Raw genomic sequence first — 17,763 nt, forward strand, 5'->3', positions numbered from 1 at the left:
TTAGATCAAGTGATGATTTTCTAATAATTTAGTTGCCTCAGCAGCAGGTAACGGCTTACTAAACAAATAACCTTGAATGTATTCACAACCGATATTTTTAAGTAAATTTTTTATTTCTTCTGTTTCTACTCCTTCAGCTACTACAGTAAGGTTGAGTCCTTTTCCCAAAGCTATAATGGCATTCACAATTGCTAAATCTTGAGAACTAGTAGTTAAATCTTTAATAAAAGAACGATCTATTTTGAGGGTATGAAAGGGAAATTGTTTGAGATATCCTAAAGAAGAATAGCCAGTACCAAAATCATCCATAGACAGAGTAATTTCTATTTTATTTAATTCTGTAAGAATGGTTTTAGCTAACTCTACATCACGCATAGTGACGCTTTCAGTAATTTCTAATTCCAGATAAAATGGTGATAATTGAGTCTGCTCAAGAATATTGATAATCGTCGTGACTAAATTGGGTTGCTGAAACTGACGCACAGATAAATTAACTGATATCTTGATCGCTAATAATCCCATTTCTTGCCAAAGTTTATTTTGAGCGCAAGCAGTTTGAAGTACCCATTCACCAATAGGAACAATTGTGCCATTTTCCTCTGCTAAAGGGATAAATATTTGAGGAGAAACAAATCCTAATTGGGGATTTTGCCACCGTAAGAGAGCCTCCATTTTGACAATCTTACCAGTCATCACATTAACTATAGGTTGGTAGAAAAGAAGCAATTCTTCTTGTTTTAAAGCAGAATGCAACAGATTTTCGATTTTTAAAAGATTATTTACTTGAGAATTAATAGTTGGATCGTAATATTGATAGTTATTTCGTCCTTGTTGTTTAGCTTGAGATAAAGCTGCATCGGCATTTTTCATTAAAGTTTCGACATTTGTACCATGTTCAGGATAGATAGCTATGCCTATACTAGTGGTTAAATGAATCTGTTTATCTTCCAAATAAAAAGGAGGTTTAAGAGTTTCTAAAATTTTTGTAGCGATCGCTTCAGGATATTTTTGACTATTAATTTTGGGTAATAGTAGCGTAAATTCATCTCCTCCCCAACGAGCAATTAGCTCCTTTTCTCTAACACAGTCTTTCAAACGATGTACTACTTTTTGTATTAACCGATCTCCTGCGGTATGACCTAAAGTATCGTTAATAACCTTAAATCGGTCTAAATCAACAAACATTACTGCCAGTCTATCGGAATTTTGTTGAGCTTTGGTAATAGCTTCAGACAGTTGACAAGTTAAGATGCTGCGCTTAGGTAATTCTGTTAAAGTATCATAAAAAGTTTTTTTAAGAGCGATCGCTTGAGATTGTTCTCGTTCAGTAACATCTCGAAAACCCCAAACAAAGCCAACAATTTCTTGTTCTAGTCGTTGAGTTTGAGAATAACATTCTAAGATTTTGCCATTGTTGAGTTGCAAAAGCTCGTGTTTTTGTGGATGAGATTGAAAGTTTTGTTTGGTTAAATCGCAAGTATAAGGTGCTACTAGTTGCTGAAAAACTCGGGTAAAAACTTCATCACTATTGTTTTCACCGATATAAGAATTAAGTTCCCAAATCTTAGCAAATTGTTGATTAAAAATAATGATTTTGCCTTGATTATCTAAAACCAAAATCCCATCATCAGTAGCTTCCAAAGTTGCTAGCAGCAGATTGAGAGATTTTCGTAGTTTTTGGTTAGTTTGTTTCAATAAAATATTTTGCTGTACTAATTGCTGTTCTTGTCCGTAGCGTCGCAAGGCTTCCTTAACGGTTAAAATCAAATCGGTTTCATCCCAAGGTTTAGCAATATAGCGATAAAGTGCTGCTGCGTTAACGATATTGCCAACAGAATCAGCCTCAGCTTGTCCAGTTAAAAGAATTTTTAAGGTTTTAGGGTAAGAAGCATGAAGTTTAATTAAAAACTCATCTCCAGACATTTCTGGCATTGTTTGATCGGAAATCACCAGAGCAATGGAAATTCCTTCAGCTTCAAGCTCTGCACACAACAAAAGTGCTTCTTGAGCGCTAGTAGCCAACTCAATGTCATAATCTTTACTAATATTGCGTTTTAGTTGTTCTTCTAGGCTGGTTAGAATAATTTCTTGATCATCAACACAGATAATCGCTGTTTTAATCATTACGTCGATACTTCTCTATATAAATCTAGTCTTGAGTTTTATTTAATCTAAGGCTGAAGTAATAATTTGATTTAATTCGGCTTCTGTCCATGGTTTGTATAAACAAGCATAAAGATTTGCTTGCTTTCTAGCTCGCTCAATAGCAATTTCATCGGCTTGTCCAGTCAGCATTACAGTTATGATGTTAGGAAAACGCTCATGCACTTGAGTCAAAAATTCATCTCCTTTAGTTTTGGGCATTAACCAATCAGAGACAATCAAAATTATATTAATGTTGTCAGCCTTTAATTCTTCGATAATCTCCCAGGCATCAGCAGCACTTTCTGCTACTTCATAAATATAGCGATCGCCAAAACTTCGTTTAAGCTGTTCTTTCAAGCTCTCAAGAATGGTTATTTCATCATCGACACAGATAATGGCAGATTCAGGCATAGTTTTGTTGGATTATTGATTAATCGTTGATTGCTCATTATTTATAGGCAACCAAATACTGAATTTAGTATGTCCTGGTTGACTTTCAACGGCAATATTACCTTGATGTTTATCAATAATTTTTTGACAAATATGTAAGCCTAAACCCGTTCCTTCTCCTGATGGCTTAGTTGTAAAAAAGGGTTCAAAGATCTTTGCTTGCGATTCTGAAGCAATACCAGAACCAGAATCAACGATTTCAATTTTGACTCCATCATTTTCTGTGGTAGTACTAATAATTAATTTGCCTTGTTCTTTCATGGCATGAATCGCATTATGAATCAAGTTGGTCCAAACCTGAATCAATTCATCAGGATAACCCCAAATATCCATGACACTTTGATAATTACGAATTACCTCAATTTTATACTTGAGTTGATTGTGATAAATCTCCAGTGCAGTTTCTAATCCTTCTGTTATTTGGATCAATTGTTTATCATCATTAACTCCAGAACGAGCATAATTTTTGAGCGCAAAAACGACTTTAGAAGCTCTTTCTACAGAAGTAAGAATAGTTTGATTGTTACTTCCCAAACGAGTCAAATTATAAGCAAGTTCCAAAATCCAATCTACTTTAGAATGTTTTAGTAGGGGCAACAATGACTCTATTTCTTCGTAAATCCCGATATCAAATAAAGTGTCGGCAATGTTGCGACAATTATCGATCTCATACTTTTGTAACTGTTGTTGTAGCTTCTTTTTTAGAGGACGTTTTTCACTAGAAGTTAAAAATGGTTTACTAACAAAAGTTTGGCTAACTAGATTAAAAAAAGTTTCCTGTTCTTGATCATTGAGTAAGTAATTAAGATGAGGAAGTTGGGTTAAAGTTTTGTCGATAGCTTTATTAGCATTATCTGCCGAAGTTTTAATCGCACCTAAAGGAGTGTTAATTTCGTGGGCTATTCCTGCTACTAATTGACCTAAAGCTGCGAGTTTTTCTTGATGAATTAATTGTTTTTGGGTTATTTTAAGTTCTTTTAAAGCTCTTTTCAGATTTTCTGTCTTTTTTTTGAGTTTATTGACAAATTCTGCTTGTTGTAGAGCTATAGCTAATTGGTTAGCAATTTGGATCATCAACTCAATTTCTGAATCTTGCCAGATACGCGTACCATTGTTTTGATATGCTCCCAGTAAACCCCAAAGTTTTTGTTTTTGAAAAATCGGTACGATTAAATAGGCTTGGGCTTGATATTTTTCGAGGGACTTGACATAACAGTCAGGAAAACCTTTGCTATAAATGTCATCTACTGCCGTAAATTTTTGCCCACGAGTGTACTTTCCTCCCTTGGTTTGCTGAAGAAAACTATCGGGTTCGATTAGATCCCCTTTAGACCAATTTCTGAGGATACAGCGATCTAGAGAGATGCGATCGCCTTGTAAAATTTCATCGTTATTTTGCTCGATTAACAGAGAAACCCAACCAGCACCTACTGATTCAGCGACTACTTGACCACTCCAGTCGGGATTAAATTGATAAACTATTAAGCGATCGCTCTGTAACACTCGACGCATTTCTTCAGTAGTTACCTTAAAAATTGTATTGGTATCTTGAGAGCGACGCACTTTATCGATAATAGTTGCTGTAACTTTGGCTCTTTCGGCGACAATTGTTTCTAATTGAACTTTTTGTTGAGATTGTGTCTGAAATTGTTGTAAAGCTAGAGTTTGAGTAGTAATGGCTTGGTCGGCTTTTCTAACTATCAAAAAAAGCACAAAATAGAGCGAATCTAAAATAAGGGAATTGACTAAAATAATTAAAGACTGATGACGATAAAATGTCACTAAAAACAGGATTGCAACGAGAAAAGCAACCAAACTTACCAGGGAGAAATATTGGAAAAGTTTCAATTGATGTCGATCTTGAGTCGCTGGTATTCTAAAGTCTATAAGTTGATCCTGCTGCAACTGGCGTTCCCGAATCAAGGTTAAAGTAGGAATTGAATTGTTATAATTACTCATCGCAAGATGATTAGAAATTATCTATTAGTAGACTTTTAGTATTCCCTTAAAACAAAAGAATTTAACGCAATTCTTAAAAATTAATTAATTTTTTGCGCAGAATTGTAAATTTTAATAGTTATATATAGCAGTACAAAGAAAGATTAGGACATTATTGTAAATCGTAGGGGCGATTGGCCAATCGCCCTGACAAGATTTGCGTGTCCTAACCTAAATACGTAGTGTTATATTAATTAAAAATCCTGTGAAAGCGACTACTCAGTGCCTCGCTAGTTTTTTTTTGATGTCCTAATTTATGATTTAACGTGTACTGCTATAATTAGAATTCTTTATCTACCACTAAGCTGAAACTGTCTTTTTTCTAAGACCTCTGCATAAAGCTGCTCTAGTTTAGTTAAATTTTGACTCAAAGTATATTTAGCTAAAACTCTTTGTCTACCCTTTTGACCCAATAAACTAGTCATTTCAGGATGATCTCGAAACAGAGGCAGAATCGTTTTTAATTGAGTAGTTACCCCTTGAGTGTCAAGCACAATTCCTGCACCACCAGCTAAAACCTCACCATCAGCCCCTGCATCAGTGGCGATAGATGCGATCGCACAAGACATAGCTTCTAGCAGAGAAAGAGATAAACCTTCTACTAAAGAGGGCAAAATAAAGACATCAGTAGCCCGAAGGATATCAATGCGACGTTCTTCTTCAGGCACAAAACCAAACCAAACAATATTATGTTCTTTACCATAAGCAGGTTGAAGAGAAGCTCTGAGAGGGCCATCGCCAACGATTAATAATTTACAATCTTCTCCCATCGGACAGTACTTCCAAGCTTTGAGGAGGGCTTCAACATTTTTTTCAGTAGCGATCCGCCCTTGATATAAAAACAGATGTTTAGTTTTTAATTGGTACTTGAGATTAGAATAACCAGGAGAATATTTTTGTTCGTCTACCCCATTAGGAATGACTGCTACTCGCTCGTCTGGTACTCCTAGTTTAATGAGTAAATCTTTTTGAATCTCAGAAAAGACAATTACACAATCGTAGCGGGCTAAAAACGGCGCATAAAGTTGATAAGTGAGGTATTGAGTACTAGATTTGAGGTTGCGAATTTTGCTATCAAAGGCGGGATGAAAAGTCGCCACTAAAGGTAAATTAAGTTCTTCACAAATTTCTGGTAATAAAAAATCTAGAGGCGAAAGAGTCAAAGAAGCATGAACTAAATTTGGTTTCAGTTCCTTGAGCGATCGCATTAAGACTTTACTCGATTTGAGTGTCGGAATAGTATAAACCTGTGATTTATAAATAAACGGTAAAAACACTTCTGGACAATTGGGCCAGCTTTCTTGTTGACTTTCTTCTTGGGCAAAATGCAGGAAACTGACCTGATAACCTCGGTCTAGTAGTGAGTTTGTGATTTCTCGACCATAAGTAACGTTGCCACAAAAAGGCGATTTTTTTCCCAACCAAGCGATATGCATTCAAATGCTCTTTTATAAAAAGCGACAAAAAATAAAGTTACTAAACATTAATAAATGATAATTTACTATCCTATTCGTCAACTTTATTAAGATTGATTTTGCCTGTATGGGAAATATACCAGGTTAAGACCCCTCCTACCAGAGCTAAAGCTGCTAAACCAAAAAATACTGACTCTAAACCAAATCTAGCTTCGGCTTCGGCAGCTAGAACCAAAGGAAGAGACAAAGCAATATTAACCGCGTTGTTTTGCAGTCCAAAAACTTTACCACGCATATCTGAAGGCGTTTCTGACTGAATAGTAGTTTGCATCGGAATACCTACTAAAGCAGCAAATCCTCCTAATAAAGTTGTCATGATTAAAGCTAACCAAAGGTTTTGAGTAGACCAAGACAAACCTACCAAACAAATAGCCACCCCAAAAGAACCAACTAAACTTAATTGAGCGTGGGTAAATTTTTGACCTCCATGACCTAAAATGGCAGCACTAGTAGCCATTCCTACGCCTGCAGAAGCAAGTAAAATGCCAAACTGGGCTGCTTCAATTTGAGGAATTTTATCCGCCATACTCACTGCTAAAACAGCCAAAGCAGCAAAAACCGAAAAAAGAATCACTAATTGAACTAAAGCATTGCGGACACGACTATTTTTGCCTAAATACTTGATTCCGTCCCAAATATCCTGAAATACGTGAGGACTTTCTGGGGAAAGATCTTGTTGTTTTTCTTCCGTTTTGAGGGCAATTAACAGAATTCCTGCGATCGCATAAGCACTACCTACTAATAATTCTTTGCCAATTTGCCAGGGCAATCCTAAATGTTGGGCTAAAGTTTCAGTTACTGCTAATAAAGGCTCTCCTACTGCAAATCCCACAATCAGTAACGCCATCATGGTGGTAGTATAAAGAGAATTAGCTGCTAAAAGATGATCTCGCTTAACAATTAGTGGAATTACGGCTTGTTCGGCTGGTGCAAAAAACTGAGTTAGAGTCGAGACTAAAAAAGTAATCCCCAACATCAGCACAAATCCTAAAGGCAATTGTCCCAAATTATAGTTTTGCTCTTGAGCTAACCATAACAAAGGCGGTAACAACAATACCAAAATTCCTCTCAATAAATTAGAAATAACTAATACAGCTTTTTTTGACCAACGATCAACATACACTCCTGCTAAAGAACCAAATAAAACCGCAGGAATCGTAAAAGCTACCATAATTGGGGATACCCAACGACCAATTGGTTGATTTGGTGCTTGAAACTGACTGGAAACAATCGCAATCATCAAAACTAGATAAATTTTATCTGCCAGTTGGGAAAAAATTTGTCCACTCCACAAAGTTAAAAAACGTTTGTTTTTGAGGACAGGAATAAATCCTCGATTGGCATTTGATTCAGAAGAATATTGATAAGAATTTTCTGCTATTTGAGTGACAGTTTCTTCATTTTTTTGATTAGATTCCGATAGTCGCATTCTACTTTATTCAACTTAGTTAAACTACAGTTAGTAACTAACCATTGATTTTAAAATTCTACTAAATACAATTCATCTATTAATGAAGCAGAACGTATTGAACTGCCTAAATGATATTCAGCATATTCTCTTAAAATTCGCTCTATTCTAATCCAAGCTAAATTAAGAGAATCAACTGAAAAACTTGGATAATTATTAATTAATTCTCGAGTTGGTAAACTTTCACCACTAAGATTTTGAATCAAAGTTAATTCTAATCCATTTATTTTATAGTTAATGGGGTTAGTCAAATAATTATTATTATGAGTTTTTAGGTTAATAATATTGTTATTATGAGATTTTTTTGCTCCGTTTTGTTGAGGCAAGTTTAAAGGAGACAAATCGACAATTCCACCACTCAAAAAACTAAAACCAACTTGCCAATTAGAATAAGCAAAATTGGGTAAAAGCAACTTTTGAGTCAGACAACAAGTATAAACTTGAGGAGCAATTCCCGCTAGTGCTAAAAAATGAAATACTGCTTGAGCTAGGTAAGCATAAATATTTAGTTGATTGTTTAATTGTTCAATTCGTCGTAAATGTTCTTTGAGTAGTTCGTATAATTCAATTTGAGACTGTTCGCTCAACGCTAAACTCAGAACTAATTCTGCTAAATATTGGGCAGCCGTTAATTTACCCAATTCCTGGCTTAAACCTGGATAAGTATAAATTGTGTCTGCTTGAATAATTTTATCTAAAGATCGCCCCTTGACTATCAGTAATTCATTAATTACGAATAACTCACTTCTACCTCTTAAGCGAGATTTATATTTTCTTGCCCCAGGAGCGATCGCACTAAGTAAACCAAATTCAGCAGTTAAAATTGTCACTAAGCGATCTGTTTCCCCTAGTGGCATTCCTTTAAGATTGATTCCTGTTGCTTTATAGGTTTGATTCATGTTGGAGAATTATTAAATTCCTGCTTTTGTTGATGAACTAAATCAATCCCGCGAGATGTTCCTAATCTGGTTGCCCCTGCTTGAATTAATTCGATTGCTTGTTGAATTGTTCTAATTCCTCCAGAAGCTTTAATCCCTACTCTGCCCTTAGAAACCTCCCGTAATAATTGCACATCAGCTACCGTTGCACCACCAACCCATCCTGTACTAGTTTTGAGGTAGGCTGCACCAGCATCCATACATATTTCTGCTGCTAATCTTATTTCTGTAGGAGTCAGTAAAGAAGTTTCGAGAATAGCTTTAACAATGCTTCTTGTCTCTTCACAAATTTGAGCAATTTCTTGATAAATTTGATCTGATTCCCCCAATTTTAACCAACCCAAATTAATTACTACATCTAACTCTGTCGCGCCATTGTCTACTGCTTCTTGTGCTTCATAGAGCTTTGTAGCTGAAGTAGTTGCTCCTGTAGGAAAACCAATTACAGTACAGATCTGAGTTTTTTTACCATGAAGGATCTCAGCAGCTTGTCGAACCGCAGTAGGGTAAATACAAACCGCAGGAAAATTGAATTGTAAAGCTTCCTCACAACACTTGACTACTTCTGGGGTAGTCGCAGTAGGTTTAAGTAAGGCATGGTCGATGTAAGTGGCAATATCTATCTCTAAATCATTTACAGGCATTGCTGCAATGTCTAAAATTACTCTCTTTATTATTTTCGCAGAATTTTAAGAAAATTTAATTAATAAGAGAATTAAAAGCTAATTTGGTCACTGTAGAGACGTAACATGTTACGTCTCTACTGGTCACTGGTCACTGGTCACTATAAAATACTTTCCAGAAAATATTAATTTTTGTATCATCAAAACAACTAGACTTAGATCAAACTAACTTACAGTTGTGACTACAAAACAAATTTTTTTAACGGATAAAATTGAAAAACTAGCCTGGATTTGGCAGGGTCACTCGATTGAATACACTGTCATGGGACAAGGACAGCCTTTGTTGCTAATTCATGGTTTTGGAGCTTCAATTGGACATTGGCAAAAGAATATTCCTGTTTTGGCAAAGCAAGGTTATCGAGTGTTTGCGATCGATCTTTTAGGTTTTGGTGGTTCAGCTAAACCATCTTTAAATTACACTTTAGAACTTTGGCAAAGTCAAATTAAAGATTTTTGGCAAACCCATATTAACGAACCGACGGTTTTTGTTGGGAATTCAATTGGTGGTTTGATTAGTCTAATGCTGATTACTGAACATCCCGAAATAGCAGCAGGAGGAGTGTTAATTAATTGTGCAGGAGGATTAAATCACCGTCCTGATGAATTAAATTTCCCTTTACGATTAATCATGGGTACGTTTACTAAGTTGGTAAGTTCACCTGTGAGTGGGAAATTTATTTTTAATAATGTTCGTCAGAAAACTAGAATTCGCCGTACCTTATATCAAGTGTATCGCGATCGCACTGCGGTAACTGATGAGTTGGTCGAAATGCTTTATACTCCTTCTTGCGATCCTAATGCTCATCAAGTGTTTGCTTCGGTAATTACTGCGCCACCAGGGCCAAAACCTCAAGATTTATTACCTAAGTTGCAACATCCTTTATTAATTTTATGGGGTGAAAAAGATCCTTGGACACCTATTAAAGGCGCAAAAATTTATCAAGACCTCACTTCAACTAATTCTCAAGTAGAATTTCATGCTATTCCTAGTGCTGGTCATTGTCCTCATGATGAAAAACCGAAGGTAGTTAATCAATTAATCTTAAACTGGCTAGTTAAAATAGGACTTTAGTTAAAATATTAAAACGAGAAAACTATCTTGAGACAGAACTTAGATCATCAAAGTAATAGTCACAATAAAAGATAAGCAGCAATAACTAAATCACAAACTGCCATGACTGTTACTTTTTCTCCACAGAAATCCTTTCTCTCTTGGTTAGGTGATGAAGCAGAAGATTTATTAACCTATCAAGCTAAAATATCTCAAAATTTGCTTAATTTACCAGGAGCAGATTTTGTAGATCGTGTGTTTGCCAATAGCGATCGCAATCCTCAAGTTCTTCGTAGTCTGCAACAACTTTATTCTACAGGTAGACTTGCCAATACTGGCTATCTTTCTATTCTTCCTGTCGATCAAGGCATCGAACATTCGGCAGCAGCTTCTTTTTCACCTAACCCTACTTATTTTGACCCAGAAAATATCGTTAAACTTGCTCTAGAAGCAGGGTGTAATGCCGTGGCTACTACCCTAGGTGTTTTGGGAATGGTGGCTCGTAAATACGCCCATCGTCTTCCTTTTATTGTCAAACTCAATCACAATGAACTACTAACCTATCCCAATCAATACGATCAAATTATGTTTGCTTCAGTCGAACAAGCTTGGAATTTGGGGGCTGTGGCAGTCGGGGCGACAATTTATTTTGGTTCACCAGAATCTACTCGACAAATACAAGAAGTCAGTCGTGCCTTTGCCCGCGCCCACGAATTAGGAATGGCTACTATTCTCTGGTGTTATCTGCGTAATGATGTATTTAAACAAGACCAAGATTATCACGTCGCAGCCGATTTAACAGGACAAGCTAATCATTTGGGAGTGACAATTGAAGCTGATATTATCAAACAAAAATTACCCGAATGTAACCGAGGTTATCAAGCAGTTGTTAAAGCGACGGGAAAAAAATACGGTAGAACTGACGAAAGAGTTTATAGTGAATTAACCAGTGAACATCCTATCGATTTAACTCGCTATCAAGTCCTCAATTGTTATGCTGGACGCAGTGGTTTAATTAATTCTGGTGGTGCTACTGGTAAAAATGATTTCGCGGAAGCGATACGGACAGCAGTAATTAATAAACGGGCTGGTGGTTGTGGTTTGATCTCTGGAAGAAAAACCTTCCAACGTCCTTTTGAAGAAGGAGTTCAATTATTTCATTTAATTCAGGATGTTTATTTATCTTCTGAAGTAACGGTTGCTTAAAATGTAGGAAACAAAAACTAATACCAATTTGATAAGTAATAGGTAATAAGTAATAAGTAAAAACTGACCTCTGACTTCCAAACATCGACCAAGTCTCTAGACTCTTTGCTAGAAACTTCAGGGTTTCGCTTTTGCTAATTAGTTTGAGGCACGAAACCCAACCAAATCTTATTAATGTTGGGTTTCACTATCGTTCTACCCAACCTACCAAGTCTCTTGTTAATGCATGAAAATGGTATAACAACCAATTCCAATCGATAACTCTATCCGCGTTCATCTGCGTTTATCAGTGGACATAATTTTTCCTGCCTCCCAAAAACAAATTTTTGGTTGATTGTTATTAGATAAGGTTTGTTCCACAGCAACAGTAGCAATGTAATCAGAATCAGGGATAAAGTTCTCAATTAACCAATTCTGGGCAATTTTAGTATTGCCATGAACTGATTGCAAACTGATGCTTTGATCTGATTTTATTAAAAACTCAATTTCAGCAAGAGAATCAACTAAACCTTCACCAGTTGCTTTAAGATAAGCTTCTTTAGCTGTCCAAAATTGCAAAAAAACTTGTTGTTGTAAATTGAGGTCACTATTAGTAATTAACTTATATTCTCGCTCGGAAAAAAATCTTTGAGCGAGTTTTTCTACATCAGAAATAGCTCGTAGATGTTCCAAGTCAATGCCAATTTTTTGATTAATACTAAACCCGTACAAAGCTAAATCTTGAGAATGAGAAAGATTAAACTGTAGCCCAATTTTATTTAAATTTGCTGCTAATTGAGGCTTACCACGAGAACTATATTCAAACTCAATAAACTCGCTTTCAATCTGAAGATAAAAACTAAGAATTTTTCTTAAATTACCTCTAGCAGCAATAAAACGGTTTTTAAGATGGGGAAAACGAAAACGATTAGCACGCGATCGCTCATCTTCAGAAAGAATCTGTTCTAATTGTTTTATTTCTTCAGGCAATAAATTTAAATTAGCCCGCCAAATATGAATTTCATTAGTTGATAAACTTAAATTAGTTGGAGGAGTTGCCCAAACAGGTACTTTCATCAAATAATATTAAAATTTGACTTATATCTTTGGTAACTGATAACCGTTAAAGCCAATTCTAGAATGGCTATACTTATTTAACTATTAAATTTAATTACCTGTTCCAAACGAGATAAAGCACTAACAGCTAATTCTTTGACATAGGGGTCGACAGTTTGATCTTGAGATAAAGAAGATAAAACATCTAAACCTCTAGGATCTCCTAAAGAACCTAAAGCATTAACAACTGCTACTTGTACCAAGAGATTCTCAGAAGCGATCGCAGCAGTCAAAATGTCAAAGGCTTGTTCTCCAAAGGTTTCGATCGCTCCTACACTAGATAGTTGTACCATCGGATTGGGGTCTTCTAGTGCTTGTTGCAAACTAGTTAAAATTTGACTGAGAAATCGTTCTTCTTCATCTTGATTGGAAATACTACTTAAAGCATTAATACAACTAGCTTTGGCTAAGGAATTGTCAGTTTGATTAAGTTCTTTTAATAAAGCGGGAACAGCATCTAAACCAATTAAATTAAGAGTTTTGACTACTGTACGTCGATAATCTGCATCTTCTGAATCTAAAACTTCTATTAATTGATTAATAGTTTCTTCATTGTATTCTTCAACTATTTGCTGCATAATTCGTTCGCGAACTATGGGATTTTTATTTTTTAAATCGGGATATTTTTGATTAATAGACAATTGATTGATCCTCAATTAACTTTGTCTACAAAAACTGTAATTAATTGTTAATGCTAGCTATTTGATTGGCTTTAGTTTTAATTAATAAGTCTGCATCTTCGGTAGCTACTTGGCAACTAGAATAATCTCCTAATTGTTCTAAGGCTAATAAACAAGCGTATTTAAGATCGAAAATAGAAGTAGTAAGAGCATTTTTTAGTAAAGGAATTGTTTCAGTAGCACCTAAATGTGCTATGGCGATCGCTGCTGCTGCCCGAGATTTTTGAAACTGGGGTTGATTGTTGTGTAAAGCTTCAATAATAATTTCTTTGGCGGGTTGATATTGAAGCCAACCGAAGAGTTTAATGACATGATAATGCGCTCCATAATCATTATAAGCTTCGGCTTGATATGTTTCCATTAAGGCTTCGGGTGCTTCTTGAGGATATTCTTCTAGTAAAGTTTGACTAGCTAAATAACAACGTCCAAAATCAGTATGATAAAGTTCGCGAATGAGAAATTCTAAACTCGGTTTTTGGTCGTATTCATGTACCATTTCTAAGTCTTGAGGACGATCGCGTATGACTTGATCTAAACTAGGTTCAACTTGAGTAAAATTAATTTCCCCCTCAGCTATTCCTTTCTCTGCTAACAATCTTATTCCCCGCAGACGAAACACGATGGAAACAGGACATTTAGCTATATCCTTAAGGGCAGGATAATATTTGGCATCGATTAAATCTTGAATACAAGCGCGTCTAGCATTAACACTAGAATGTTGTAAAAACTCAACTACTCGCCCGATTTTACTATAATCGCCTGTTAAACGAGCCACAGTTGCGATCGCGGTACTGGCAGTTGGTTCATCTTCAGAATCGGTTAAGGATTGAATTTTAGCTAAGGCAGGTTGATAGTTAAATTTAGCTAAAGTTTGAATAATTAAACGGTAATTTTGTCCTGGTTTATCCAATAAATTAGCTATTTCTGCCAAAATAGAACGCTCCTCAGTTCCAATTTCCCCAATTGCCCAGACAGCATTTTCGACAGTGTAAGCATCCTCATCAGCTAAACAAGCTTGAATAATAGGTAAAGCTTCTTTCGCTTTTAATCTGCCCAAACTCTCTACAGCTTTACGCCTAGCAATCCGATGATATAGTTCGGGATTAGGGTCTTGAATTGTTTCAATTAAAGCATTAATAGCGCGAGAAGTAGGAAAATTAATCAAATGAGAAGCAGCCACATAACGCTCCGATTGATCTTCTAATTCAGCTAAAGGCTTTTTTAATAACGCGATCGCTTGGTCTTCGGTTAAATTAAATATATTAAAAAATCTTTTGTCCATCGAGATTAAAATCTTGATTGCTTACTAGTAATTGAATAAATACCACAATCTCGCAGAGTTTCTAATCCAGTTCATTAATCATAATATTTATCCTAAAATGTCACGAAACTGTGAAATAAATTCCCTTCTAAATTTAATTAGCTAAAATAATCCCATTAGCCAAAAGTCCCAAAAATTCTTTGATGTAAACCCTCGACAGAACTAACAAATTCCTTTAAACTAGGAAAATTTGGATATATCAATTTCTTTCATTTCGTGTTGCATCATAGACAACAAATTCTAAGATAATTATTAATTAAGCAAGTTAGACGGTTTGCCTCGTGGTTTCAATAAGCGTTCCTCAAAGCCCACACTCTACTAACATTCCCCAACGTCGTACTGGAGCTTATGCTCTGATTGATAGTCTCTGTCGTCACGGCGTTAAGCATATTTTTGGCTATCCTGGGGGTGCAATTCTACCTATCTACGACGAATTGTATCGTGCTGAAGCCAGGGGAGACATTCAGCATATCTTGGTCAGACACGAACAAGGTGCATCTCATGCAGCCGATGGTTATGCTCGTGCTACTGGTAAAATAGGTGTTTGCTTCGGTACTTCTGGGCCAGGTGCAACTAACCTGGTGACAGGGATTGCTACGGCGCACATGGACTCAATTCCTTTATTAGTTATAACTGGACAAGTCGCCCTTAGTGCGATTGGTACTGATGCCTTTCAAGAAACGGATATTTATGGCATTACCTTACCGATAGTTAAACATTCTTATGTGGTTCGGCAACCTCAAGATATGGCAAGAATTGTCGCAGAGGCTGTTCATATCGCCACAAGCGGTCGTCCGGGACCAGTATTGATTGATGTACCAAAAGATGTCGGTTTAGAAGAATTTGATTATATTCCCGTTGAACCAGGACAGGTAAAATTACCAGGTTATCGTCCTACTGTCAAAGGTAATCCTCGTCAGATTAGTGCAGCTATCGAATTAATTGAAGCAGCAGAAAAACCTTTACTGTACGTTGGTGGTGGTGCGATCGCAGCAGATGCCCATAGTCAAATTCAGGAATTAGCCGAACGTTTTCAAATCCCAGTTACTACAACTTTAATGGGAATTGGGTCTTTTGATGAACACCATCCTCTGGCACTGTCAATGTTGGGGATGCACGGTACTGCTTATGCTAACTTTGCTGTTAGTGAATGTGACTTGTTGATTGCAGTTGGGGCAAGATTTGATGACCGCGTAACAGGGAAATTAGATGAGTTTGCTTCCCGCGCTAAAGTAATTCACATCGATATTGATCCTGCCGAAGTAGGTAAAAACCGTACTCCCGAAGTACCCATTGTCGGTGATGTACGTCAGGTACTAGAACAAATTTTGCAGAGGGTTAGAGAATTAAATCTTCCTACTAACACTGAACAAACCAAAGCTTGGTTAGAAAGAATTAATCGTTGGCGTGAGGATTATCCTTTGGAAGTGCCTCGTCACAAAGATAGTTTATCTCCCCAAGAAGTAATTGTTGAGATTGGTAGTCAAGCACCCCATGCCTATTACACTACTGATGTTGGACAACACCAGATGTGGTCTGCACAATTTTTGAAAAATGGCCCTCGTCGTTGGATTTCTAGCGCAGGTTTAGGCACAATGGGTTATGGAATGCCTGCTGCAATGGGAGCAAAAGTTGCCTTACCTGATGAAGAAGTAATCTGTATTAGTGGTGATGCGAGTTTCCAGATGAATTTGCAAGAATTGGGAACTTTGGCGCAATACGGTATCAATGTCAAAACTGTAATTATTAACAACGGTTGGCAAGGCATGGTGCGTCAGTGGCAGCAAGCTTTCTACGGAGAACGTTATTCTTGTTCCAATATGGAAGTCGGAATGCCTGACTTTGAAATCTTAGCTAAAGCTTATGGTATTAAAGGCATGGTAGTTCAAAACCGTGAGCAACTAAGGGATGCGATCGCAGAAATGATTGCCCATCAAGGACCAGTTTTAGTTGATGTACGAGTTAGAAGAGATGAAAACTGTTATCCAATGGTTGCGCCTGGCAAGAGTAATGCTCAAATGCTTGGTTTACCTCAAAGAAATAAATTAGACCAAGCGATCGAGTTAATTTACTGTAGTAATTGTGGAGCAAAAAATCCTGGTACTAATCATTTCTGTCCTGAATGTGGTACTAAGCTTTAACAGTGACCAGTTATCAGTGACCAGTTATCAGTAAGGATGTAGTTTGTTGCTACGTCCTTATTTATTTGGTGCAGTTGTTTATGAGTTAGTTAGCATCTAATTTGTGGGTTCAAATGAGAAAAAGGTAAAAGTTCAGAAAAATTCTGAATATAAAATTTAAATGGGCAATAGCTTGAACCTGTTTATTTAAAGATTAACCTTCTCTCAAATGCAGTAAAAGAACCAAGAAACACAGATAATGACAGTGGAGTTTTTGTGACTACAGCTTATGAAAATTGGGATTGTTGGTTTGGGTTTGATTGGTGGTTCTTTGGGGATAGATTTACGAACTCAAGGACATCAGATTTTAGGAGTATCTAGAAAGGAAACTACTTGTTTGATTGCCGTAGAAAAAGGTGTTGTCGACCAAGCTAGTACAGATTTGAAACTTTTATCTCAAGCAGAAATCATTTTTGTATGTACACCAATCGCTACAATCATCTCTACTGTCAAAGAACTTATTCCTTATCTTAATCCCAATGCGGTCGTTACTGATGTTGGTTCTGTCAAAGGTGCGATCGCAAAACCTTGTTCTCAGTTATGGTCTAATTTTGTTGGTGGACATCCTATGGCAGGAACAAGCGAACAGGGAATTGATGCAGCAGTAGCTAATTTGTTTGAAGGGGCAGCTTATGTTTTTACTCCTACCGCCCAAACTAGAGCAACCGCAGTAGAAAAATTAACCCAAATTGCTCAATCTCTGGGAGCAAATACTTATATCTGTTCTCCCGAAGAACATGACCGCGCTGTTGCTTTAATTTCTCATTTACCTGTGATGATCAGTACTAGTTTGATTGCTGCTTGTTTAGGGGAAGAGGAGGTAAAAGTATTAGAATTAGCTCAACAATTAGCAAGTTCTGGTTTTCGTGATACCAGTCGAGTTGGTGGTGGTAATCCTGAATTGGGTCTGATGATGGCACAATATAATCGTTTAGAATTACTGCGATCGCTTTATCAGTATCGTCATAGTTTAGACGGAATAATTAAAATCATTGAACAAGAAAATTGGGAAAATTTAGAGCAAATTTTGGCAACGAATCAACAAACTAGACCTCAATTTTTGAATTAAGCTA

General features: G+C 36.5%; 14 protein-coding genes. 4 read left to right on the forward strand and 10 right to left on the reverse strand.

What is annotated here, in order from left to right; all coding sequences use genetic code 11:
- From STA7437_RS21015 to deoC, 7 genes are all read right to left on the reverse strand, one after another.
- Entirely contained in the window at positions 1-2,124 is a 2,124-nt protein-coding gene (locus tag STA7437_RS21015; protein WP_015195401.1) for a putative bifunctional diguanylate cyclase/phosphodiesterase, read from the reverse strand.
- A gap of 42 nt (positions 2,125-2,166) precedes the next feature.
- The gene (locus STA7437_RS21020; RefSeq protein ID WP_015195402.1) at positions 2,167-2,556 is read right to left on the reverse strand and encodes a response regulator; all 390 of its coding nucleotides are present in this window, start codon (positions 2,554-2,556) and stop codon (positions 2,167-2,169) included.
- A gap of 12 nt (positions 2,557-2,568) precedes the next feature.
- A complete protein-coding gene (locus tag STA7437_RS21025; protein ID WP_015195403.1) occupies positions 2,569-4,554 on the reverse strand; it encodes a GAF domain-containing sensor histidine kinase in 1,986 nt (661 codons plus the stop codon).
- A gap of 329 nt (positions 4,555-4,883) precedes the next feature.
- Positions 4,884-6,029, reverse strand: a complete 1,146-nt coding sequence (locus STA7437_RS21030; protein WP_015195404.1) for a glycosyltransferase family 4 protein — start codon at positions 6,027-6,029, stop codon at positions 4,884-4,886.
- 70 nt (positions 6,030-6,099) lie between these two features.
- On the reverse strand, positions 6,100-7,497 hold the full coding sequence (locus tag STA7437_RS21035; protein ID WP_015195405.1) for an MFS transporter: 1,398 nt from the start codon (positions 7,495-7,497) through the stop codon (positions 6,100-6,102).
- Between the two features lie 50 nt (positions 7,498-7,547).
- On the reverse strand, positions 7,548-8,435 hold the full coding sequence (recO, locus tag STA7437_RS21040) for a DNA repair protein RecO (protein WP_015195406.1): 888 nt from the start codon (positions 8,433-8,435) through the stop codon (positions 7,548-7,550).
- Positions 8,432-9,118, reverse strand: coding sequence for a deoxyribose-phosphate aldolase (gene deoC, locus STA7437_RS21045; RefSeq protein WP_015195407.1), 687 nt, complete (start codon positions 9,116-9,118; stop codon positions 8,432-8,434). The genes recO and deoC overlap by 4 nt, the downstream gene beginning before the upstream one ends.
- 217 nt (positions 9,119-9,335) lie before the next feature.
- On the opposite strand from deoC, the gene STA7437_RS21050 reads away from it, so the two are divergent.
- Together STA7437_RS21050 and STA7437_RS21055 are read left to right on the forward strand one after the other, a co-directional pair.
- Complete coding sequence (locus STA7437_RS21050; protein WP_015195408.1) at positions 9,336-10,229, forward strand: alpha/beta fold hydrolase; 894 nt, start codon at positions 9,336-9,338, stop codon at positions 10,227-10,229.
- A 102-nt stretch (positions 10,230-10,331) separates the two neighbouring features.
- A complete protein-coding gene (locus tag STA7437_RS21055) occupies positions 10,332-11,414 on the forward strand; it encodes a class I fructose-bisphosphate aldolase (protein WP_015195409.1) in 1,083 nt (360 codons plus the stop codon).
- 273 nt (positions 11,415-11,687) lie between these two features.
- On the opposite strand, the gene STA7437_RS21060 is transcribed toward STA7437_RS21055, so the two are convergent.
- The 3 genes from STA7437_RS21060 to STA7437_RS21070 form a co-directional block, all read right to left on the reverse strand.
- A complete protein-coding gene (locus STA7437_RS21060) occupies positions 11,688-12,470 on the reverse strand; it encodes a 4'-phosphopantetheinyl transferase family protein (protein WP_015195410.1) in 783 nt (260 codons plus the stop codon).
- A gap of 77 nt (positions 12,471-12,547) precedes the next feature.
- Entirely contained in the window at positions 12,548-13,150 is a 603-nt protein-coding gene (locus tag STA7437_RS21065) for a HEAT repeat domain-containing protein (protein WP_015195411.1), read from the reverse strand.
- A gap of 40 nt (positions 13,151-13,190) precedes the next feature.
- Positions 13,191-14,471, reverse strand: a complete 1,281-nt coding sequence (locus STA7437_RS21070; RefSeq protein ID WP_015195412.1) for a HEAT repeat domain-containing protein — start codon at positions 14,469-14,471, stop codon at positions 13,191-13,193.
- Between the two features lie 320 nt (positions 14,472-14,791).
- Here STA7437_RS21070 and ilvB point away from each other — a divergent pair, with 320 nt between their 5' ends.
- A complete protein-coding gene (ilvB, locus tag STA7437_RS21075) occupies positions 14,792-16,651 on the forward strand; it encodes a biosynthetic-type acetolactate synthase large subunit (RefSeq protein ID WP_015195413.1) in 1,860 nt (619 codons plus the stop codon).
- A 268-nt stretch (positions 16,652-16,919) separates the two neighbouring features.
- The gene (locus STA7437_RS21080; RefSeq protein WP_015195414.1) at positions 16,920-17,759 is read left to right on the forward strand and encodes a prephenate/arogenate dehydrogenase; all 840 of its coding nucleotides are present in this window, start codon (positions 16,920-16,922) and stop codon (positions 17,757-17,759) included.
- The last annotated feature ends 4 nt before the right edge of the window (positions 17,760-17,763 follow it).

This window comes from Stanieria cyanosphaera PCC 7437 (assembly GCF_000317575.1).
GTDB classification, from domain to species: Bacteria; Cyanobacteriota; Cyanobacteriia; order Cyanobacteriales; family Xenococcaceae; genus Stanieria; species Stanieria cyanosphaera.

What these genes read in the sequence shown, in the direction of transcription:
- STA7437_RS21015 (WP_015195401.1), bottom strand. Translation starts at nt 2,124, where the DNA reads ATGATTAAAACAGCGATTATCTGTGTTGATGATCAAGAAATTATTCTA.
- STA7437_RS21020 (WP_015195402.1), bottom strand. Translation starts at nt 2,556, where the DNA reads ATGCCTGAATCTGCCATTATCTGTGTCGATGATGAAATAACCATTCTT.
- STA7437_RS21025 (WP_015195403.1), bottom strand. Translation starts at nt 4,554, where the DNA reads ATGAGTAATTATAACAATTCAATTCCTACTTTAACCTTGATTCGGGAA.
- STA7437_RS21030 (WP_015195404.1), bottom strand. Translation starts at nt 6,029, where the DNA reads ATGCATATCGCTTGGTTGGGAAAAAAATCGCCTTTTTGTGGCAACGTT.
- STA7437_RS21035 (WP_015195405.1), bottom strand. Translation starts at nt 7,497, where the DNA reads ATGCGACTATCGGAATCTAATCAAAAAAATGAAGAAACTGTCACTCAA.
- recO (WP_015195406.1), bottom strand. Translation starts at nt 8,435, where the DNA reads ATGAATCAAACCTATAAAGCAACAGGAATCAATCTTAAAGGAATGCCA.
- deoC (WP_015195407.1), bottom strand. Translation starts at nt 9,118, where the DNA reads ATGCCTGTAAATGATTTAGAGATAGATATTGCCACTTACATCGACCAT.
- STA7437_RS21055 (WP_015195409.1), top strand. Translation starts at nt 10,332, where the DNA reads ATGACTGTTACTTTTTCTCCACAGAAATCCTTTCTCTCTTGGTTAGGT.
- STA7437_RS21060 (WP_015195410.1), bottom strand. Translation starts at nt 12,470, where the DNA reads ATGAAAGTACCTGTTTGGGCAACTCCTCCAACTAATTTAAGTTTATCA.
- STA7437_RS21070 (WP_015195412.1), bottom strand. Translation starts at nt 14,471, where the DNA reads ATGGACAAAAGATTTTTTAATATATTTAATTTAACCGAAGACCAAGCG.
- STA7437_RS21080 (WP_015195414.1), top strand. Translation starts at nt 16,920, where the DNA reads ATGAAAATTGGGATTGTTGGTTTGGGTTTGATTGGTGGTTCTTTGGGG.